We start from the raw sequence: 22486 nt of genomic DNA on the forward strand, positions 1-22486 counted from the left end.
TCCGCAGCATGCCTCAAGCTGAACCGGAGCTTTCCAATAGTTGTTCACACTTGTCTGGATGAATAAGATAATCACTAAGCCAGTCAAAAACCCGACTGGCTTTGTTTTTTATGTCTTCCCCAAAACCGTACGAAGACAACAAGCGTATGCCGTTGGGATCAGCCAGTACGCCCTCAGCCAAATGCAATCTGGATTTATCACTGTGGTCAGCTACGACACATAGAGGTGTCAAATAGCTTTCCAGTAATGGTGCCAGCACCAGATTATGGGATGAAACGATCACCATGCTGGAACTGGACAGACTTTGCAAAACTGCGGCCGCAGCCGAGATGGATTCCTGGTGATTGGTACCCCGAAAGATTTCATCAATCACGAACACGGTCTGCTGATAGCTTCCGGCGACATCCAGTAATTCTTTGGCACGTCTGAGTTCTGCCTGATACAGGCTTTCACTTGCCATCAGGGAATCTTCACTCTGCATGCTTGAGTACACCGCTCCCACGGGAACACTGGCAGAAGCCGCATAACAAAAACCAAAAGCACGGGCAACGATAAGATTCAAACCTATGGTGCGCAACAAGGTACTCTTGCCTATACCATTCTGTCCTGAAACAAAAGCACCTTTCCCTTCCAGTGCAATGCTTAAGGCTGAAGCCTGCTGTAACAATGGATGCACGACATGCTGCAAGTGCAATCGCTTCCCACTTGCAGGCGACGACCAACAATATTGTGGAACCGATTGCAAGTGCCTGACCAGTGCCAGATCAGCTTCCAGATTTGCCACGCGCAGGTATACCCTGCGTAGAAAATCCTGATTATTCCGTACTATCATGCAGGTTTTAAAATAATGCCGGATATTGTCCAGCAAGAACCATTCAGCATACTCCTTCACAACCGGCAGGAACAGGAGTGCTGGTCGGCTCAGGCTACGCATAATTCTATTCGCTTGATTGCCATCTTCGTTCTGCGTCAACGTATCCGATGGTGCTTGGTTCTCCAGCAAATTGAAGCTTTTCAATAAGGCACGCAAGGTTTGCAGTTTTTTTGACCATTCCGCGATCCGGTCGGAGTAGCGTGACTGTAGCGCCAGCAAAACGCCCCATGCCAGCACAACTGCTGACCAGGCATAAGCCGTCGATGTCAGTGCAAGCAAGAGCAGCAAAATGGTGCCGACTGGTAGTAGCCACATGAATTTGTACCATGCTGCCGGATCAGGAATGGCATGCGTGAAGATCTGTTCGCTGATCTCTATTTCGACTTCACGTAAGGGCAGACAGTGCTGCTGCAATACACCATGCAATACAGGATCAGCGATCAGTTTCTGCAAGCGCTGCCTGCCATCATTGTCCTGCGTATCTACGCGCAAGCGCTGGTGTAACATTTGCTGAGCAAAAATACTGCTTCCCACGGCCAGTCTATCGGCGTAAGCATCCAGTAACATATCCTTGGCTGTATGCTCGTCAATAAGCTTTACATCGTAACTTTTTGCACTGCGGTACAACATGGCAATATCGCTACGGGCGAAAGGAAAATCAACTGGCTTCTTGTGAGGAAGGTGCAACAAAAAGGAAATCTTTTTAACAAGACGGTCCCAGTAATTCTGCAGCAATGTCAGTGTATGCATGTGACCCTGTTGGCTATGTGGCGAATTGAGCTTTCTCGTGTTCAGGCAGGTTGAGCTACTTGCGCAGAATTCAAGCGACCTAGTGAACTGTAACAATTGAAAACAGAGTGCCTTCCGCTTGCGCGACGACCATGGCTGCGTTGCAAATGCTCGCGATAGTTCACTATCGCTGTGCATAAGTGTTAACCTTGCCTTGCCCTGATCGCCGGGCAAGCGTCTTTCACTTCTGTTTCAACTGTTACAGTCCACTAGAATAAACAAAAGAAAAGCAATCAAAAAAATCCTTTTTTTGACGCAAAAACACGAAAACCTGAAAATAGGTCACACTATTGGATATGTCAGCAAAAAAACTGGCCATAAGTTCCACGTCATATTGAATCAGGATTACCCAAGCTGAAATGAAACCCCGCATTCCATCTATTGGCAAGGCCATACAAATGGCTTTGCAACTGGATTTATTCAGTGATTTTCTGGTGCCGGACAAACTGCGTCCCGCGCCTGCTGTGCCACCCACTCCAGCCAAAGACAAAATTCAAAGGGATGAAGTGCGGCCGCTCACGCCTCCGCCTTCCACCTTTGTCAATACCAGCAACAAGCGACGCATACTGATACAGGATTATTTGCTGGAATATGATTTGCAGCGTTCAAAACGCCGCAGTATCGGTTTCCTGATCAATGAAGACGGATTGCGCATCACGGCACCGCGCTGGGTGACGATTGCCGATATTGAAACAGCAATACAGGAAAAACAGAGCTGGATATTACGCAAGCTGACCGAGCGCAGGGAACGTACCCAGCGCCAGCTCGAACCCAAAATGCACTGGAAGGATGGGGCCAAGCTACCTTACCTTGGTGGCGAGATCGCGCTGCAGATTGCGCCGGCCTCTATCAGCGGCACCCATTTCCTGGCAGACCAGGGCACACTGATCATCAATCTGCCAGCCGATGCCGGTGAACAGCAATTGAAAGATCGTGTGCAAAGCTGGTTGCAGCAGGAAGCCAAGCGGGTATTCAATGATCGCTTGCCTGTGTTTGCAGAAAAACTGAATGTGCGCTATCAGAGCATGGCACTGTCAGCGGCGACCACACGCTGGGGTTCTTGTACTTCTCAAGGGAAAATACGCCTGAACTGGCGGCTGATTCATTTTTCACCGATGATTATTGATTACGTCATCGCACATGAACTGGCACATTTGCGGGAAATGAATCACAGTCCGCGTTTCTGGGCGACGGTGCAATCCGTATTCCCTGACTTTGAACTGGCTCGCGACAAGTTGCGACAGCATGCCAGCGCCGATCTGCCAGCATTTTAAGTCTTGATTGCCAATCCTGCACTGATGGACAGCGCAGGATTGGCCAAAATCCAGGTGACCTAACGCACCTCACAAATCAGGCTACCCGATTTTTTTTCATTGCTGGCATTTTCCTGGCTGTTACCGGCAGGGAAGCTGACTGGCGGGCTGAATTGCATGCCTGGATTATTCGGCAACAGTACCGGTGGTTTCGAGAAGCTGACGGCATAGGCAAACTGTCCGGCTGATACCTCCAGCAAGCCGGCATCGTTTTTCAGGAAGATTGTTCCATCCAGCACCTGGATATACAGGCCTGGCGGTCTGCCAGCGCCCTGCGGATCATTCACACCAGACAATTCAGGCGGTACATATTCGGCAATGAAGATGGTGCCGCGTATGCCTATCGATGCGGTCGGTGTATTCAGGCCAAACCGCTCCTTGTTGCGCTTGCCCAATATGCCGGTCACGGCACGCATGCCGCCCTTGATCAGGGTCATGGCAAACCCATCATTGTTTGGTTTGTCTTCTTCGAAAGAAAACTGGTCTATGCGCAATTGTGTATTCGGGCGCAGGGTGACTTCGCTATTATCGGCAAACTTGATACGGGCATAGGTATCTTTTTCTGCAATCAGGATATCGCCCTGCTCGACTGTCGATTTCTGCGTCAATACCTTGACCGTACCGTCGGCTTTCTTGACCAGCAAGGGGCCACTCAGGTGCGTGACCGTACCCGCGACCTGGGCTGCGAAACTGAATGCGCAGCTCAGGCATAGCGATAGCAGGAAAAGAAACTTAATTGCAGTACAGTTTTTTATCAGTAGCATTTTTTAATACTCCGTTATCACTTGTGCCGGCAATACTGCTTCTTTGTTCAAACCTGGTTTCACGACCTGAATCACCGTTACCACTCTCAAAGAAACTCGATGAATTGGTAATTGAATTGGTGATGGCCAGGGTCGAACTGATATAGCTGTTCAGGGCCGCATTGATAGAATTGGTCAGCACATTGCCAGTCCGGATATCACCAATAGGCAAGACTATCGTGCAACCCAGCAAACCAGGATTGGCCGCGCATTGCGCCAGCGTAGGCAAGACTGCCGAGCAGCCGGCAATTGCCGGGTTAGCCGCACAACTTGCCAGGCTTGGTAACACCACGCTGCAACCGCTGGCAGCCGGCCTAGCGATACAGGCATTCAGTGTCGGCAACACAGCGCTGCAACCAGCCGCTGACGGTGTCGCAATACAGGCAGTCAGGCTGGGTAAAACCACACTGCATCCTGGCAAGGCAGGGTTGGCCACACAGGCATTCAAGCCCGGCAAAACAGCTGCACATCCGGCAGTGCCCGGATTGATGGTACAGGCAGCCAGGCTAGGCAACACCGCTGAACAGCCCGCCAGCGCAGGATTTGCAGTACAGGCGGCCAGACTTGGCAGAATCACACTACAACCTGCGGTTGAAGGTGCCGCAGTACAGGTTGCCAGGCTAGGCAATACCAGCGTACAGCCAGGCAAGCTTTGATTGGCTACGCAACTGGCGACGCTTGGCAATACCACGCTGCAACCCGGCAAGCTTGGTGTGGCGATACAACTGGCCAGGCTTGGCAACACATTGCTGCAACCAGCCAGCGTAGGTGTCGCAATACAGGCACTGATGCTAGGCAATACTGCACTGCAACCTGGCAAACTTGGGCTGGCAATACAAGCCGCCAGGCTAGGCAATATCACTGAGCAACCGGCCAGACCCGGATTGGCGATACAGGCACTCAGTGTCGGCAACACCACGCTACAGCCTGGCAAGGTCGGGGTGGCAGTACAGGCTGCCAGACCAGGCAAGACATTGCTGCAACCGGCCAGTGTTGGTGTGGCGATGCAAGCCGCCAGGCTTGGCAGGACGGCACTGCATCCTGGCAGGCTGGGGCTGGCGCTACAGGCTGCCAGTGTCGGCAAGACAGCACTGCAACCTGCCAGGCTCGGGGTCTGTATACAGGCCGCCAGCGTCGGCAAGACTGCGCTGCAACCTGCCAGCGAAGGACTGGCAGTACATGCAGCGACCGACGGCAATACGGCAGAGCAGCCAGCAATATTCGGTGCAGAAATACAGGCCGCCAATGCCGGCAAGATCACGCTACATCCCTGCAGCGTTGGTGCAGCCGTACATTGCGACAAACTAGGCAGCACTGCGCTGCAACCATTGACGCCGGAATTGGCAATACAGACTGTCAGGCTAGGCAATATGGCGCTGCAACCAGCGGTCGATGGATTGGCTATGCACGCAGCCAGCGTTGGCAAGATCAGGTTGCAACCAGCAACGGTGGGGTTGGCGAGACAGGTACTGAGGCTGGGCAAGACACTGGCGCAACCAGACAGCGAGGGATTTGCGATACAGGCACTGATAGTCGGCAGTACCGCACTGCATCCGGCCACAGTCGGCGATGCACGGCAAGTCTCGATGCTGGGCAAGACCACACTGCAACCATTCAGGTCAGGTTTAGCCATACAGGCCGCCAGACTGGGCAACACTGAACTGCATCCTTGCAAGGTCGGCGTGGCGATACAGGCAGCCAGGCTGGGCAGTGGCGCATTCAGGAAAGCTTGCTGGGTAACGCTACCACCGCTGACGGTACCGGAAATCAGGATGGCATCACCCGCTTTCAGCAAAATATTGCCGGTAGTCGACACCACACCGGTGCTTCCCACGGTCAGTTTGTCGGCAGTACTGCCGCTGGCACCAGCTTCCAGAGTGATATTGCCACCGTTGGCGCTGGCGACGGTACCATTGACAGTCAGAGGGCTATGCGCCACCAGGCTGATACTGCCCGCCTTGGTACGCACTGCATCACCATTGGCCAGTGTAATGGCGCCCACATTGTCGATGATGATATTGCCAGTGCTGCCGGCAGTGCTCTGAACCACGTTGCGCAAGGTAAGAGCACCCGTATTATTGACCTTGATATCGGTATTGACACCGCTATTATTGGCGAGCAGCAAAGGCACCTGGGTCTGCAAGGCGGTTCCATTGCCGATGCCGCCGCTGGCTGAGGCATCCAGTGAAGCGCCACTGATCAAACCGCTGGATTGAACAATACTGCCACCCGTCGCCGACAGTGTCACCACACCGGTGCCAGCACTGATAGGTGCGCCAATAGTGATATTGCCGGCATTTGCCGTCAGAATGGCATTGCCGTTGGTGGCGATGCCATTCAGGCTATAGTTGCTGGAACCATTACCACCCGTCAGGTTACTGACATTGATACCCTGGGTATTCACAAAACTGAAACTGCCAGCACTTTTTGCTGCCAGGTTGCTAATCACGTTCAGGCCATTCAGTGTGATAGTACCATTTGCGACCACGCCCAAATCCTGCACGGTAATGGGATTGAGTTGGGTGATATTCGACCCGCTCAACAAGCCTATGCGTGTAGTGGTCAGGTGTTTGATGTCGGTGGCAGCGCTGGCATTGGTATCGGTGATGGCAACCACAGAAATCGGGCCGGATGCGTCAGTCAGGCTGTCGGTGCCGATGGCAATATTGGCAGCGTTGACTCTGTATAGGTTAGTCACCGCCAGACAAGGGGAAGCGCTGCAAGTGGCAGACCCGACGGTAATGGCACGTCCCACGGTATAGGGACGAATACCAAAATCGCTAGCCGTCACGCCACCCGGACCACCAAGCACCAGTTGATCGGCAATGAAGCCGATCTTGCCCGTGCCAGCATTGACGTTATCAGAAATCGTCAGGGTACCAGTACCCGAGCTTACTATAACAGGCTGGTTATTGGTGACAATGCCAGTAATGGAGGCGATGTTGGTGACATTCAAATTACCTGCGTTAAAGACATTCAGTCCGCCAGTTCCCAGACCGGCAGGATTCAGATCTGCCGCCAATGAGCTGAAACTGTTGCTGGTATTGGTCAGGTTGACCGGTCCTTTGGTCTGCAAGGCGAGGCCATTCCCAACAATGGGATTACCTGCTGTCTGGCTGATACCAGAAGTAGAATCAGAAGTCAGCTTGATGGTCGATATCGTATTGATCCCACTATAACCATCTACCGTAGTCACATTGATGGGATTGGCCGAACGGTACAGGAAACTGCCAGTGCTGGCCGAACCTGAAATGACACCTATGGTATTGGCTTCGGACAGGTTAACGCTATAACCGCGCGCCTGCACCGAGCTGGCACCATCAATAATGGCACCTATCTGTTGTGAAATAGTGTTACCGGAATTTAAGGTAAGCGAGGTGTTCACGTTTTGCAAAGCACCGCCGGCGCCAGAACTCATGGGGCCTTTGATGTCGATTGCACCGCCACCCATGTTGCCGATTTTCAGGCGCGTGGCTGTGATCTTGTTTAATTCGGCAGCAGACAATTCCAGTGTGCTGGCCAGCGCATTCGTCGCACCCGTGGCCAGATGAATACTGCCACCGCCATTCGTATCCAGTGTAACGGCGCCGCTACCGGCATTCACTGTTCCAAGCAAATCCATCTTGTCGGATTTGATGGAGATGGCAGCGCCAGAACTATTGATCTGGGCACCAGCAGCCGTACTGGTCAACGCATCAACACCGGCAACCTGCAAAGTAATGATACCGCCGGTGCTATTGATATTTCCCCCAGCAAACTGGTTGATACCGCCCTGACCATTGATGGTCACCAGTCCGTTATTGGTAATCACCGGTGCACTGATATCGGTTGTAAAACTAGAGGGCGAACTGAGGTAAATTCCTGCGCCAGAAGTCTGTTGCTTGACGCCGTAACCAGTCGCACCTATATCATTGACCACCAGATTGGCAGCGATACTGGCGATACGAATATCCCCACTGCCGGTATTGAGCGCATTCACTTTGGCCGCTTGCACCCCCATATTATCCGTTGCAATCGTCCCATGCAGGCCGCTCACAGCACTCAGCTTCAAGTCTTTGGCGTAGATGATGCTACCGTTTTGCTGGATGACATCCGCACCAGTGCTGATCGTGACATTGCCATTCGTCGAGGAGTTGCCGCGTGCATCAATACCACCCGAACCGACATTGATAAACCCCGTGCTATTGACCAGGACGTCGCCCCCCACACCTACCGTGCCCGGCAATGTTACCAATGACTTGAAGGTGGTATTGCCACTGGCACTGGTACTGATCTGCCCGCTATTGGTGGTCAGCTTGGCGACCACGATATCGGCCGTCTGTGGTGAAGCACCGGTGCCGGTTTGCAAGGTGATGGTGCCGGTACCGGCGGCCTTGATTTCCAGATTGGGGTCAGCCGCTATCAGATTGATGCCACGGGTGGCGCTAACATCAGTTGCTGCATTACGCGTCCTGAGCGTCAGACTGGAATTGCTGGGCAGGGATATCAGGCTGCTAAAAAAAATACCACTGGTATCGATATAGTTGCTTGCTTCCAGCACGATATTCGTACCTGGGGCAAGCCCCTGGATTTCTGACTGATACACAGTGGTCGGGCTGGCATCAGCAAAATTGATCGTACCTATGCCAGAACCCTGAAAGGTGCCAGTACCATCGGATGCGCCGTCACCAGTACCGCCACCAATCGTGATGGAGGAAGGGTCAAGCAATAAAGTACCGTTCTTGCCACGCGAGGCACTGACATCTACTTTTGCATGAAAATCCAGGTTTTGCTTGCCCGAAGTTTCGACAAAGCCGCCATTCCCGCTTGCGCTGCCTGCACGTGCAGAAATGCTGCCATTGACCCGTGTCACCTCATCTGACCAAACGATGACCTTGCCGCCATCCCCACTCTTGCCAGCGTTGGCGGAAATAGTCGCATCGCTGCCGACAAAGGTACGCCTGGCGTTCATCACGCCGGCATTGTCGCCGTGATAATCACCGCCAACCAGAACCTGGCCGCCGCCCGTATCGCCGCTGGCATCAACCTGGGCATTGCCAGCCAGTGCCACGCGCTGCCCCAGAATCTGGATGTCACCACCCTTGCCAGCACCAGTCGCGGTAGTAAGGCTGCCGCTATCCAATACCGTATCCTGGCTGGCCTTGAAATATATTTTGCCATTCTCGCCGACCACGGCACTATTGGCACTGACCAGCCCGCGCTGATTGATGAGCGCACCATAGATACCGATCTTGCCACCGGCAGCGATCACCTGTCCCAGGTTGACAGCCTGATCCTTGCTGGCGCTGACCACCACATGCACATCGGGATTGGCGGAATCAACCAGTTTCACAGATTGACCAGCGGCCAGCAGGATATCGCCATTGGGTGAGGTGATGATGCCGCTGTTTTCAATGTCAGGTGCAATCAGATACACGTGCCCGCCTGCCGGAGTGGTAATGGCACCCTGATTGCTGACCTTGCCGGCCTGTTCACCCGCAGAAAAATTCAGCTTGCCAGCTTTGAAATCGCTGTCGCTCATGCCCAGGCTGGACACCACCAGCCCGTTCACATCCACCTGCGCGCCCTTGCCAAACAGGACGCCGTTCGGGTTGATCAAAAACACCCGTCCATTTGATTGCAGTGCACCCAGTATCTTTGAAGGGTTTTGGCCGGTGACGCGGTTCAATACTGCGCTATTGGCGTTTTCCTGAATGAAGCGGGTAATATCACCGGCATTGATGGAAAAATCCTGCCAGTTGATGATGGCACCCGGCGTATTGGTAATCGTAAACAGATTACCGTCCTTGTTGAAAATCACCTTGCCATTGACCACTTGCGGCCCAAGCGGATTGGCCATGCCAGGCGCATGGCAAAAACAGGCCAGCAACAAAGCCGGCAGGAATTTTTGTAGTAGCTTTGGTAGTAGCTTTGGTAATAGCCGGGGTAAAGACCCGATGCGCCGGTTCGCCGCCAATGTGGATTCAGATTGAGCGAACATACTGATTTCTTTCCTCATGCTCTTCCTCACCAATCATTAATAGTTCACGCCAAGCCTGACATGCAAGCGCCTGTCATCTTTGCTCAGTTCGTCAGGTGTTTTCAGGGATTTGCCATAATCCATTTGCAGGGACATGGCCCGTGACATCGCCAGCCTGACGCCGATGCCGACACTGGCAAGGGAAGTCGAACTTGATTCTCCAGGCAAGGCCTTGTTGCGCGACAGATGGGCTGCATCATAAAACCCCAGTAACTGGCATTGTGTGAAACTGGCGGTAAAACTGGTACACAGATTCGGCGTATAAATCTCTGCACTGATCAGGGAACCATAATCATTGGCCAGTGCACGTTCAGTAAACCCGCGCACGCTACTGGCACCACCGGCACCGAACTGTTCGCCTGGCACCAGGCTGTCCCGCGTATATTGGCCGCTCAGCATCAGCTTCACTTGCCATGCGGCCGGCAATACCCGGCTGAAGCCGGCACCATAGCGGACTATGGTGTAGCCAGCAGTAGCACCGCTGCGCACTCGCTGAAAATCTTCGGTCTTGCCTTTTTCACCGCCCGGCAAATTGTGCACGGCAGTCAGGTAGGCGCTGGTTTCACCACTGGCAGAACTGTGGGTGCCAGAATACGTCAGGCTGACTGGATTCACAGTAACGTCACTGCCCAGTTGCACACCCAGCAGGGAAACATTGTTCTTGTAGGCCTTATGATCAAAACCCAGGCTCAGGCGCGATTCAAAATCCTCCTTGCGGCCCAGGTTATAGTTGTAACGGCCACCAACCACCGAACCACGGCCACTAACCGCCAGGTCGAAAATGCCAGCAACGACTGAGCCGGAATCGACATTTGAATAACTGGCATACAGGTCTACCGTATCCCCCAGCTCATAAATCGGCAGATGGTAACCAACGCCAAACACACTGTACTGGCTGGGCTTTTGCATGGTCGTCGTGTATTGCAGGCTGAGTACATCGTCACGGCCACTGATATTGGCATGCTGGAACAATAATCCCACGTGGTTCTTGCCGGTATTGCTGTCACCGGAATTGTCCACGGTGGCACCGATGGTCCATGGCTTGCTGTCGGTCACATTCAATACGGCATTCACTTCGCCGTCATCATTGGCGGTCTGGAACTGCAGGTTGGTTTTCTTGGCAGGGTTTTCATTCGCTGCTTTCAGGCTTTCAGAAAGTTTCCCGACATTCGGTGTATCGCCCTTGCGCAATTGCGGCAGGCTGCGACGCACATTGGCTTCATCAAAAAACTTGTTGCCCTTGACACTGACACTGCCTATGCGTGCCTGCACCACAATGAACTTGACCACGCCCTGATTCAATTCCTGTTCCGGCAACACCACCTGCACCAGACTATAGCCTTTGTCGCGATAGGCTTTTTCCAGTGCCTCCAATGCTCTCTGCACATCGGCAAAACTGCGGTTCTTGCCAGTAAAGGGAGCCAACAATGCATTAATCGCTGCGGGTGCCAGCAAATTATTGCCCTTGACATCAAAACCACTGATCTCAAAGCGACCAATGACGCTTTCAGTGTCTTGTGCTGCCAGCGGATAGCAGGCTCCCAGGCCAATGGCAAATGCCAGGCAAACAGAAAGGTGATATGTGAAATGCTTGTTCTTCAACGGTCTCATACTAAGATTTCCCGGTTGCTGAGTCGTGCCATGTCAACAAGTTCTTACAGTAGGAGGGATTGCATTCCTCCATACCGATGGTAGCGATCGAAAAATACTGCGGTATTACATCCAAACAGAAACGAGCTGCTCTGTGGGCTCTGGAATCAGAACATGTGCAAAAGAAATAGGCGAATGCCTGCTCAAGCGAAGTATCCTGCAATCCAATTCGGACCACAAGCAGAATGTTGCTATTTCTTACATCTCCTGACCTGGCAGCAAATTGGACTTGATGTTTATGCACCTGCCGTGTTATTACGCGTGGACTGGGCCGGGCATCTTGTCTTGTTGCCGCACTTCAACAATTCGGCAAAATTCAAACAACATGATTTCCCGCCATAGTGATGCGTCGTTTTTTTTTGCATCAAAAATTACCCAGGAGAGAAAAGGAGAGAGAGGAAGGGAGAGAGAAAGTCTCGCAGTACAATTCTAAAAGTTGAAGACAAGGATAACCTTTGTCTATACGTGCCTAACAAAAAGTCAATCGCAGTAAACTGGTATTAGTGCATATCATGATGGCAATCCTTCAGAATTTGTTGGGTTGCTCTCAGGACTCCCCCAAGACGATTGAGATTTTTCAAGGGCGCGCAAGCGCCCTTTTTTTCCATTCAGCCATCCGGACCAGCATGTCAACGAATACATCAAGATTGCTGTCATTAGACGCGTTTCGCGGGTTCACCATCGCCAGCATGTTCCTGGTGAATAATCCGGGTGACTGGGGTCATCTGTATCCGCCACTGGCGCATGCAGAATGGTCGGGCTGGACATTTACCGACTGTATTTTCCCTTTCTTTCTGTTCATTGTCGGGGTTTCCCTGCATCTGTCGACCAATCAGAAAATCCTGGCCGGCTATGCACAAGGCCCCTTGCTGCGGCAATTGCTGAAGCGTGCGTGCTGGATTTTCCTGATTGGCCTGATGCTGAACCTGATCCCCAGTTTTGATTTCCAGTCCGTGCGCATTCCTGGCGTATTGCAGCGCATCGCCCTGTGTACCATGCTGGCAGCGCCGCTGGTCATTTACTGTAACTGGCAGCAGCAATGCCTGTGGATAGTCGCCCTGATGGCCGTGTATTCCCTCATCATGCTGGCTGTCAGTGTGCCGGATGCAGACGGCAACTGGGCCAGAGCCGTACTGGAACCCGGCAAGGATGCCGGTGCTTACCTGGATCGCTGGCTGCTGGATGGTCATCTGTGGAAGCGCTCCAAAACCTGGGACCCGGAAGGCTTGCTAAGCAGTTTGCCAGCCGTCGCCAGCGTCATGCTGGGGGTACTGACCGGGCGCTACCTGTCGGCCAAGCTGGATCCCGCCGTCAAGACGGCCTGGTTATTCACTGCCGGACTGGCCTGTCTGGCGCTGGGGCAGATACTGGACAGCGTGCTGATGCCCATCAATAAAAGTTTATGGACACCCTCTTACAGCATCTTCATGACCGGCTGGGCGCTGATCAGCCTGGCCTGTTTTTACTGGCTGCTGGATGCGAATCCTTCGGCCAGCCTCAAAACCGGTATGGCCAGGTTTTGCCGTCCGCTGATCATGTATGGCATGAACGCCCTGTTTTTGTTCACCTTGTCAGGCTTGATTGCCAAGATGATGGGATTTATCCATATCAACGCAGCCGATGGCAGCAACCCCAGCCTGCATGCGGTGCTGTATGCACCGATCAAGGCTTTGCCGCTGACTGCAGTGAATGCCTCGTTACTGTATGCCCTGCTGTTCAATTTAATGATGTTGCTGTTTGCCTGGGGAATGTGGAAGAAACGCTGGTTTGTGAAAGTGTAATGCAGTAGCATCTCAGGTCTTTCGCAGTTTTTGCATTTTTTGGCGCATTGTCGCCTCCTTACGGCATCAGCATACGCATGTTTTCGCTTCAGAATTTTACCTTGACGACCTCGTTCCTGAAAAAGATCAGGCTTCCACTGTTAGCAGCCAGTATGGGCGCCATGCTCCTGGCCTGTAGCACACCTCCAGAAAAACCACAGTCCATAGCCAAGGCTACTAAAACTGAGCTGCCCATGGTCCCGCAAAATGCACCGGTCAGTTTTCCGGTGATGCCGCGTGAGGCCCCGCCGTTGCCGCGTGAGTTCCGGGCGGTGTGGGTATCTACCGTGGCAAATATAGACTGGCCTTCACGACGCGACCTGAACAGTGACAAACAAAAAGCCGAAGCCATTGTCATTCTCGACAATGCAGTGCAACTGAAACTCAATGCCATCGTCTTGCAGGTGCGTCCGGCAGCGGATGCCATTTATCCATCCAGCATTGAACCCTGGTCAGAATTCCTGACCGGCGAACAGGGTAAGCCTCCGCAACCGTATTACGACCCATTGCAATTCTGGCTGGAACAGGCCCATGCCCGTGGGCTGGAACTGCATGCCTGGTTCAACCCCTACCGCGCGCGGACTGCCCAATCCAAAAGTATCATGGCCAGCAACCATATCAGCCGCATGGCACCGCAAGCCGTCAAGACTTACGGTGACTTGCAATGGATGGACCCGGGTGAACCAATCGCCATGCAGCAAACCCTGAACGTGATCCTGGATGTGGTGCGCCGCTATGATGTCGATGGCATCCATATCGACGATTATTTCTATCCCTACCCGATCAAGGCTGCGAACGGCAACGAAGTGGATTTTCCTGATGATCCATCATGGATAGCCTATCTACAGTCCGGCGGACGGATGGCGCGGGCCGACTGGCGACGCAGCAACGTGAATCACCTGGTGGAAACCGTTAACCTGCGCGTACATCAGGAAAAACCCTGGGTCAAATTTGGCGTCAGTCCCTTTGGCATAGGTCGCCCGGACAGGTTGCCGGCAGGTATCAGCGGTTTTAGCCAGTACGACAAACTGTATGCAGATGTGGAACTGTGGCTGGCCAATGGCTGGCTGGATTACCTGGCACCACAACTGTACTGGCCCATAGGCCAGGGGCCACAGGCTTTCAAGGTCTTGCATGATTACTGGCTGGAACAGAATGTCATGGCCCGCCATGTCTGGCCTGGCCTGTACACCAGCCGCATCGACAACAGCGACAAATCCTGGATGGCAGATGAAATCCTGAACCAGGTGGATGCCATGCGCGAAAAAGGCGGAAACGGTCACGTGCATTTCAGCATGGCGGCACTGAACCAGAATCGCAAGGACATACGCAAACGCCTGGCCACCGAGAAATACACGTCGCAGGCTGTGATACCTGCCAGCTCCTGGCTGGACAAGAAACCGCCCGGCAGCCCAGTGCTAGAATTGAGTGAGGACAAGAAGTCGCTGCAGGTGTCCATCCCTGATCTGGCCAATACCCGCCTGCTGGCAATCTGGAAGCGTACTGGTCAGCAATGGCTGTTCAGCGTTGTCCCGGCACAGAGCATGCGACTGGATTTATCCGATGACCCACAATCCGGTGCCATCAAACAGATTACCGTATCGGCCATCAGCCGTACCGGCCAGGAAAGCATGCGTTCCAGTTATAGCCTGCCATAGGACTGCCAGTATTCTCCCCCGGGTCTGGTGGCATATGGCCAGACTAGGCCGGGCAGCCACCCTGTCCATCCCTGATTTTCCAGCGCCCGGCAAAAAAACAGATATCAAAGTGTGGTTTTTAGATACGTTCTGCAAGCTGTATCACGCACATTTTTTCGTTCACTTCCCATTGCGGCCAGAACAAAATCTGCGCCGTGCTTGGGAAGGCTGACATAGTGCCCAAATCCCATATCTTTTGGTTATCGCCCGTCATGAAATTTTCATTTGTCACCAACAAGCGCGAAACCCTAGTCTGGAATACATAATAAATATTTATATCAATTCTGATCGCATTTCGTCGGAATTGCCTTCAATTCAGCTTAAAAATCAATGTAGTTTGACCTCAAGGAGAGACCAGTGAAGTTAAAGACAATAGCCCGGTGCATCGCCCTGATAGGCATCTCAGCCGGTAGTAGCGGCTTGGTGCTGGCGCAGGAAAAACCTGCAGACGTACCGCAAAGAATTGAAATTACTGGTAGTAGCATCAAACGTATTGCGGTGGAAGGTGCGGTACCGATTGAAATCATTACCCGCAAACAACTGGAAGCCGCAGGCATTGTGACGGCCGAGCAGTTTATTGCCAATCTGAACATCAATGGCAATGGCTCTGACAACCTGGCCAGCAATGCTGACGTCACCTCTGGTGCGCAACGCGGCAATAATGGCGCCTCTTCCGCCAATCTGCGCGGTCAGGGTGCGGACAGTACGCTGGTGCTGCTGAACGGCAGACGCGTCGCCACCCACGGCATGAAAGGTTCGGCAGTCGATCTGAACTCCATCCCCATGGCGGCAGTCGAAAGAATTGAAGTCCTGAAAGATGGTGCGTCGGCAATTTATGGTACTGACGCCATAGGCGGTGTCATCAACTTCATCCTGCGCAAGAACTATAGCGGGCTGGAAGCACAAGCGTTCACCGACGTGACACAACAAGGTGGCGGCAATATCAAACGCGTTTCCGTGGTCGGTGGTTTTGGTGATCTGGACAAGGATAATTACAATGTCTTGCTGACGGCAGCCCATAGCGAAAATGATGCCCTGCGCGGCGACCAGCGCGATTTCGTCAATACCTTCCAGCCCAATCGCGGTTTGTCGGTTGATACGCGTGGTACACCTAATGCCACGGTATTTGCAACCTCATTGGCCAATACCATACTCAGCAACAAGAGTAATAACGGCCCGGTCTTGCCTGGTACGACCCAGGTCATGAGTGCCATCAATGTACTTAACCTGCCAGGTGGCGCGGGCTGTGGTGCCGTCGATGGCATGGCGGCTTATGACGCCAAGCTGTGGGATGTGGCTTCCTCCAAATATGCTTGCGCCTGGGATACTGGCCGCGCTGCGGTACTGCAACAGCCCGTCAAAAATGATAACTTTGTCGGACGTGCCACGTTCAAGATAGGTACCCATCAATTGTTTGCTGAAGCAGTCGGCTCTCAGGTTGAAGTATCCAAGCGTTTTTCGCCGAATCAGGTTTCCCCTGGCACCAACTTCCCTGCTTCTTCATTTTATCCAAGCACAGGAGCTGCCTATAATTCTGTCTTCAATGCGATTGTTGCGGTATTCCCCAGCATAGAAGCGAATCGTGGTGCGCCTATCGCCTACCGCTGGCGTTGTATGGAATGCGGTAACCGTGAGATCACTACCAAGACAGAAGCTGCCCGCCTGCAATTGGGCGCTGATGGCCAGATCGGCAAATGGGACTACCGCGTTGGTTTGTCGCGCGCCTACAGCGAATCCGAATCGAAACTGGGTACTGGTTATAACTACACGGTGGCCCTGGCGAATGCGCTGGGTACCGGAATCATCAATCCTTTCCTGAAACCCGGTGAAAAACAGTCGCAAGCTGCGCTTGATCTGATCAATAGCACGTCTGCTGCTGGTGTCACCCTGTATGGTGGTAAAACCACATTGACGCAGGCAGACGCGGCCCTTTCTGGTGAAGTCTGGCAATTGCCTGCAGGTGCGGTCATGGCCGCCGTTGGCACGGACGTGCGCAAGGAAGAATATACTTTCAATGGCGATCTGCGAGTATCCAGTGTCCGCCCTGCCATTCTGAATGCACCATTCGATGACGGCAATGCCTTGCCTAAAGTCAGCCGCGATATACGTGCCGTCTATGCAGAGGTATTGGTGCCAGTGTTCAAATCACTGGAAGTCACCGTTGCCGGTCGCCAGGATCACTATTCCGGTTTTGGCAATACCTTCAACCCCAAAGTAGCTTTCCGCTATACGCCGACAGATACCTTGCTGTTCCGTGGTTCGTACAATACGGGTTTCCGTGCACCGTCTTTCAACCAGTTGTTTAACGGCATTACCGATTCACCTTATGCAGGCAAAGACCTGGCCGATCCGGCCACTTGCCCGACCTTGAAAGTCGATAGCAGCAAACCCGGCTGCTCCGCCATTACACCGAATATCCTGACCGGTGGTAAAACCACACTGGGCCCGGAAAAAGCCAAACAGGGCACAGTAGGCGTAGTCTGGGCACCAAGCAGTAACTTCAGTGCCAATGCTGACATCTGGGAAATCCGTAAGGAAAATTCCATCATGTCCATAGACCTGACCACCATGCTGCAAAATTATGACCTGTTCAGGGATCAGTTCTTGCGTGACAGCACTGGCGCCCTGGCCTTTGTTGATCAACGCTGGGTCAATGCTGGCTCCAGCATCACCCGTGGTGTAGAAGTGGGGGCTAAAGCGAATGGCGAAATCCTGCGTGGCAAATGGACAGCCGGTCTGGATGGTTCATACCTGCTGGAGAAAAAATCCCGCCCTATGGCTAACGCCCCCTATGGTGCCAGCGAAGTCGGCAGATTCACCTTCACCGGCGATCTTGGCCTGAAGTGGAAGCACACTGCCTTTGTCACCTATACCGAAGGTAACTGGACAGGGATGCTGACACAGATTTATCGTGCCGGTTATAAAGATCAGGTATTGCCTGGTGTGCAAAGCGGTCTGGTCATGCCTTCGGACTACAATCCGGATGTCAAAGCCTATACCATCTACAACATGAGCGTGACCTATAGCGGCATCAAGAGCCTGACGCTGACGGCAGGCATGAAGAACATCTTCAATACCGACCCACCGTTTGCCATCACCTATGACAGCAATACCGGTGCCGGCAGTTCATGGGAACCGCGCGTAGCAGACCCACGCGGCCGTTCTTTCACCTTGCTGGCAAATTACAAGTTCAAGTAATCGTCTGGCAAATAAAAAATCCCCTGATGTTTTCCACATCAGGGGATTTTTTCATCGGCTTTTTTTGAGGGCTAATTGCCCGCCGGATTCATGAGCTTGCCGATAAAGACGATCAACCCCGTGTGACGATCGCGTATCATGAACAGGAAAAGGTGATCGAGTGTCACCTGGATGGGTGTATCGACAATCACGCCGGTCACCCCAGCCACGACGCCGGTAGCGGCTGCCGCTTCAGTTCCCTTTTCGTCGACATTGATCAATGCCTTGTGCCCGATAAGCAAATCAGCCTGCAAATGTATGCAATTTGCCATCGAATTGTACGACCAGAATATAGACCTGCTTTATGGCAGACTGGCAACAAAATCTGTCTCTATGACATCAACCTGGGCGCCGGTACCGACACGCTCATATAATTCAGCGATATCGACCGAACGCATGCGTATGCAGCCAAAGCTGGCTGGCGACCCCAGCAGGCTTTCCTGTGGTGTGCCATGGATATAGATAAAACGGGGATAGGCATTGCGATTACGTTCTTCCAGTCCGCGCAGCCAGAAGATACGGGTAACGACAGGGTCACGGCCAGGCGCATCGGCTGCCACGATTTCGCCAGTTGGCTTGCGGTCCTTGAAAACCGTGCCCATGGGTGCGCCATCACCAATTTTCTCTGCCACCTGCATGCGGCCACCGGGAGTCATGTAACTGTCAGGCAAGTCGCCGACGCCGCGCTTGGCAGTCGAGACCGGATAGCTGGCGATTTCCTTGCCATCTTCCAATACATGCATTCTTTGTTCAGGCACAGAAATGATCAACTGATGTCGTGTATCAGCAACTTGAAACCAGGTTGACTGGCAGCCTGCCAAAAGCAGTACTGACATCAACATGAGTACAATGAAATTGTTACGATGACGTGTGGACATTTCTCATCTTTCGGAAAATAGAAATTGAGCTTAAGCTGAACAAAAGCTACCCGCAAATACTTCTTGTAGCTGGATACATTACCTGAAGTTATGGACCAGCGATGAGCTTTCATTTGTGTACTTCATTCCCAGCCTATAAGTTATGAGAATGAGCACCAGAAAGAACACCATGTTGAATACCGAAACCCCCAGTAGCAGCCACACCGATCTGGACCTGTATCCCACGGAAGAATTGCTGCATGTCCTGATTGATGACCAGTTCAATGCCATACGGGCCGTCAGTCAGGTAGCAACCCGTATTGCCACTGCAGTCGATGCAGCCGCCCCGCGCATACTGGCTGGTGGCCGACTGGTGTATGTGGGTGCCGGCACCTCGGGCCGCCTGGGAGTGCTGGACGGGGTGGAATTGCTGCCTACCTTCTCGTGGCCAAACGAGCGTGCGCTGTCGCTGCTGGCTGGTGGCAAACAGGCCATGTTTGTTGCGGTGGAAGGGGCGGAAGATGATGCTGGACAAGGTGCCAGCGAAATTCGTGAACTGGCACTGACTGCGAATGATGTGGTGTTGCTGATAGCGGCATCCGGTGCCACCCCCTATGTACTGGGTGCATTGCAGGCGGCACGCGCCACCGGCGCATTGACCATAGGCTTTGCAAATAATCCGGATGCACCGGTGACCAGCGCGGCCGATATCGGTATTACCCTTGATACCGGCAATGAAGTCATTTCCGGCAGCACCAGGTTAAAGGCCGGCACCTCGCAAAAAGTAGCACTGAACAGTTTTTCTACTGCACTGATGGTGCGGCTGCACAAGGTCTATGGCAACCTGATGGTGGATGTCAAACCCACCAATGTCAAACTATTGCGACGCACAGTCAGCCTGACCATGCACGCCACAGGTCGTGATGAAACCCATTGCCGTCGCGTACTGGAAGAATGCGATTTTCATGTGAAGACCGCCATTCTTGCCATTCTGCGCCATATCAGCGTGGCAAATGCCAACACCAGACTGGCAGAATGTGGTGACGATTTGCGGCGCGCCTTGCAGGTGCAGCAAAAGTAAGCACAGCAACGCTGGCAACGCGTTACAATTTAGTTCGTTTTTGTCTCCCAGGTTGAATCATGCGACTGCGTCACATAGAAGTTTTCCACGCCATCATGCAGGCAGGCACAATCAGTGGCGCTGCGCAATTGCTGAATATCTCACAACCGGCAGCGACCAAGGTCTTGCAACACTGCGAAATTCAACTGGGCCTGAAGCTGTTTGAACGCATCAAGGGAAAATTGCATCCGACACCAGAAGCACACAAGCTGTTTGCCGAAGTGGATCGCCTGAACCGTGATCTGCAATCAGTCCGCCGACTGGCCAGCAACCTGAAAAATCATCCTGACGAAGCGGTGCGCCTGGCATCGACACCTACGCTTTCGATTACCGTCGTGCCTGCCGCACTTGCAGCATGGCGCAAGAAATTTGCCCATGTCCATTGCACGCTGGCGACCCACCATACCAGCGAAATCGTCAATGCTTTACTGCTGGGCGACGTAGACTTTGCCCTGTCCCTGTATGACCCCTGCCATCCGAACATTGCGTCTGAACCACTGATACGCGGCAGCATGACAGCCATTGCGCCCATAGGCACTTGGTCCAGGCAGTTGGACAATACTGCCTTGCCGGTCAGCGATTTGCCAAAAAACCTGATCGCGCTGGACCTGGATGACCATCTGGTCAGCCGCGTCATGGATGCCTGTGAAGAACAGGGCCTGAGTTTCACTTCTTACACGGTGGTGCAGACTTATCTGCTAGCCAGAACTCTGGTGGAACTGGGTGCCGGCGCGGCAGTGATTGACCCTTTCACCGCAGCGACATCTGATCACAGCAAGGTACAGTGCCGCCCACTGTCCCCGAATGTGCCAGTGGATTTGTATTTACTGACCGTAAAATCCACCCCGCTGTCACGTTCGGCCCGCGCTTTTGTAGAATCCATCAAAGAAGCGGGTGCAGAGTTTATTGCCCGCACCTCGTAATTTTCAACGCGTATCGATTAAAAAAGACGATACAAGGCAGTGAGAATTTGCTCTTCCCACAGGCTGAGACTGGAATACCTGCCCGGATTTTTTTCGGGATCCGCAGCAACGCCGCTGATGACATATATCATGCCATTGCGTGTAGCCGGGTCAAACATGAAGCCGGATTGCAGACCATAGGCAAAACCCAGATGCCCGACAGCCTTGAATGACGGTTTTCCTTTCACCTCAGCTACCAGCCCATCTACCAGCCGGTCGCCATAGTGAGGGGCACTGACATCGCTGAAACGCTGGAAACCCAGGCCCCAGGCCTGGAACAAGCCATGATAAGCATCCCCATTGCGGGTATTTTTATCGTAATGCCACTGTTCACTGAGCAGTGCACGCACACTGGCTGGCTGCAAGAAACGCTTGCCATCCATCTCGCCTTGATTCATCAACATCAGCATGATGCGGGCCAGCCCCAGCACATCAATCCGCAAGCCGCCTTGTGGGCTGGACAGGGTGGCATTGGTGCCCGGCACATAATTGTCCAGTGATCGTTTGACCAGCGGCTTGGTACGAAAATCATCAGCCTGCGCCACCCACGGACCTTGCACATTCCAGGTCTCATTTTCCTGCTTGCGGTAGAGCACAGCCAGCCGGGATAATTCATCCGTTGACAGCAGGTCGGGATGGTAGGCTCCTGTGATACCCAGCGGACGCAAGACGGTATCACGCATAAATACGTCAAAGCGCTGGCCACTGATGGCTTCCATGACCGTGCCGAGGACACCCCAGTTCAAGTTCACGTAGTGAAAGTATTTGCCCGGTGCGACATCTTCACCCGCCGACGCGCTAGCCGCATTTGCCGCATTTGCCGCATTAGCCCACTGCAGGCCACGATCAAAATGCGCACCGGCAGGCAAGAGAAAACTCTGCATGCTCACATTGGACGGGAAATTATAGCCCCCATCGTCCCGCAGGGATGAAGTATGGCTAAGCAGCATGCGGGTGGTAATCACGGCATCGGGAAAATGCGGATTCCTGACCACATAAGCCAGGTAGCGGCTGATATCGGCATCCAGGTCCAGCTTGCCTTGCTCGACCAGGCACATTGCACCAATAGCCGCCACCATCTTGGACAGCGACGCCACCCGGAACAGGGTATGTGCATCCACCGCCAGCGTATGGTCGGGATTGTCGCGATCAATATAGCGATAACCAAACTGTTGCTGGTACGCGATCTTGCCGTCTTTAATGCTCACTACCGACAGCCCGGCAAGAGGTCGTTGGGGATTGGCAACGATGCTCGCCAGCTCTTTGGTCACCTGGCGATCAAGCTTTGCCTGAACACCAGTAACGTTTTGTGCCATGGCTGCCGGCATCCAGAAGGACGAGACCA

General features: G+C 53.2%; 14 protein-coding genes. 6 read left to right on the plus strand and 8 right to left on the minus strand.

The annotated features are described in order from the left end of the window. Positions 1-13 precede the first annotated feature (13 nt). A complete protein-coding gene (locus ACO0K9_RS12655) occupies positions 14-1624 on the minus strand; it encodes a MutS-related protein (protein WP_422985375.1) in 1611 nt (536 codons plus the stop codon). A 398-nt stretch (positions 1625-2022) separates the two neighbouring features. Between ACO0K9_RS12655 and ACO0K9_RS12660 the strand changes: the two genes are divergently transcribed. Further along, complete coding sequence (locus ACO0K9_RS12660; protein ID WP_422985377.1) at positions 2023-2937, plus strand: M48 family metallopeptidase; 915 nt, start codon at positions 2023-2025, stop codon at positions 2935-2937. 59 nt (positions 2938-2996) lie between these two features. Here the strand turns inward: ACO0K9_RS12660 and ACO0K9_RS12665 are convergent, their stop codons facing one another. From ACO0K9_RS12665 to ACO0K9_RS12675, 3 genes are read right to left on the minus strand one after another with little or no spacing between them, the layout of a single operon-like run. Continuing rightward, positions 2997-3740: a FecR family protein gene (locus ACO0K9_RS12665; RefSeq protein WP_422985379.1), complete on the minus strand. Its 744-nt coding sequence runs from the start codon at positions 3738-3740 to the stop codon at positions 2997-2999. Continuing rightward, positions 3709-9759 carry a filamentous hemagglutinin N-terminal domain-containing protein gene (locus ACO0K9_RS12670; RefSeq protein ID WP_422985381.1) on the minus strand — a complete coding sequence of 2017 codons (6051 nt, stop codon included), beginning with the start codon at positions 9757-9759 and terminating at the stop codon, positions 3709-3711. The genes ACO0K9_RS12665 and ACO0K9_RS12670 overlap by 32 nt, the downstream gene beginning before the upstream one ends. A gap of 36 nt (positions 9760-9795) precedes the next feature. Further along, positions 9796-11409: a ShlB/FhaC/HecB family hemolysin secretion/activation protein gene (locus ACO0K9_RS12675; RefSeq protein WP_422985383.1), complete on the minus strand. Its 1614-nt coding sequence runs from the start codon at positions 11407-11409 to the stop codon at positions 9796-9798. Between the two features lie 665 nt (positions 11410-12074). Here ACO0K9_RS12675 and ACO0K9_RS12680 point away from each other — a divergent pair. Next, a complete protein-coding gene (locus tag ACO0K9_RS12680; protein ID WP_422985385.1) occupies positions 12075-13229 on the plus strand; it encodes an acyltransferase family protein in 1155 nt (384 codons plus the stop codon). Positions 13230-13381: 152 nt separating this feature from the next. Further along, the gene (locus ACO0K9_RS12685) at positions 13382-14926 is read left to right on the plus strand and encodes a glycoside hydrolase family 10 protein (RefSeq protein ID WP_422985387.1); all 1545 of its coding nucleotides are present in this window, start codon (positions 13382-13384) and stop codon (positions 14924-14926) included. Positions 14927-15044: 118 nt separating this feature from the next. Here the strand turns inward: ACO0K9_RS12685 and ACO0K9_RS12690 are convergent, their stop codons facing one another. Further along, entirely contained in the window at positions 15045-15179 is a 135-nt protein-coding gene (locus ACO0K9_RS12690; RefSeq protein WP_422985389.1) for a hypothetical protein, read from the minus strand. A 143-nt stretch (positions 15180-15322) separates the two neighbouring features. Between ACO0K9_RS12690 and ACO0K9_RS12695 the strand changes: the two genes are divergently transcribed. Further along, positions 15323-18163 carry a TonB-dependent receptor domain-containing protein gene (locus tag ACO0K9_RS12695; protein ID WP_422985391.1) on the plus strand — a complete coding sequence of 947 codons (2841 nt, stop codon included), beginning with the start codon at positions 15323-15325 and terminating at the stop codon, positions 18161-18163. A 71-nt stretch (positions 18164-18234) separates the two neighbouring features. Here the strand turns inward: ACO0K9_RS12695 and ACO0K9_RS12700 are convergent, their stop codons facing one another. After that, positions 18235-18474 (minus strand): serpin family protein, encoded by a 240-nt coding sequence (locus tag ACO0K9_RS12700; RefSeq protein ID WP_422985393.1) that lies wholly within the window; start codon positions 18472-18474, stop codon positions 18235-18237. Between the two features lie 30 nt (positions 18475-18504). Continuing rightward, positions 18505-19038 carry a L,D-transpeptidase family protein gene (locus ACO0K9_RS12705; protein ID WP_422985395.1) on the minus strand — a complete coding sequence of 178 codons (534 nt, stop codon included), beginning with the start codon at positions 19036-19038 and terminating at the stop codon, positions 18505-18507. A gap of 211 nt (positions 19039-19249) precedes the next feature. On the opposite strand from ACO0K9_RS12705, the gene ACO0K9_RS12710 reads away from it, so the two are divergent. Both ACO0K9_RS12710 and ACO0K9_RS12715 read left to right on the plus strand, forming a co-directional pair. Beyond that, positions 19250-20140, plus strand: coding sequence for an N-acetylmuramic acid 6-phosphate etherase (locus ACO0K9_RS12710; protein ID WP_422985397.1), 891 nt, complete (start codon positions 19250-19252; stop codon positions 20138-20140). Positions 20141-20199: 59 nt separating this feature from the next. Next, positions 20200-21102 (plus strand): LysR family transcriptional regulator, encoded by a 903-nt coding sequence (locus tag ACO0K9_RS12715; protein ID WP_422985399.1) that lies wholly within the window; start codon positions 20200-20202, stop codon positions 21100-21102. A gap of 17 nt (positions 21103-21119) precedes the next feature. Here the strand turns inward: ACO0K9_RS12715 and ACO0K9_RS12720 are convergent, their stop codons facing one another. Beyond that, complete coding sequence (locus ACO0K9_RS12720) at positions 21120-22457, minus strand: serine hydrolase domain-containing protein (RefSeq protein ID WP_422985401.1); 1338 nt, start codon at positions 22455-22457, stop codon at positions 21120-21122. Positions 22458-22486 lie beyond the last annotated feature (29 nt).

The organism is Undibacterium sp. Ji50W (assembly GCF_049340445.1).
Taxonomy (GTDB): Bacteria; Pseudomonadota; Gammaproteobacteria; order Burkholderiales; family Burkholderiaceae_D; genus Undibacterium.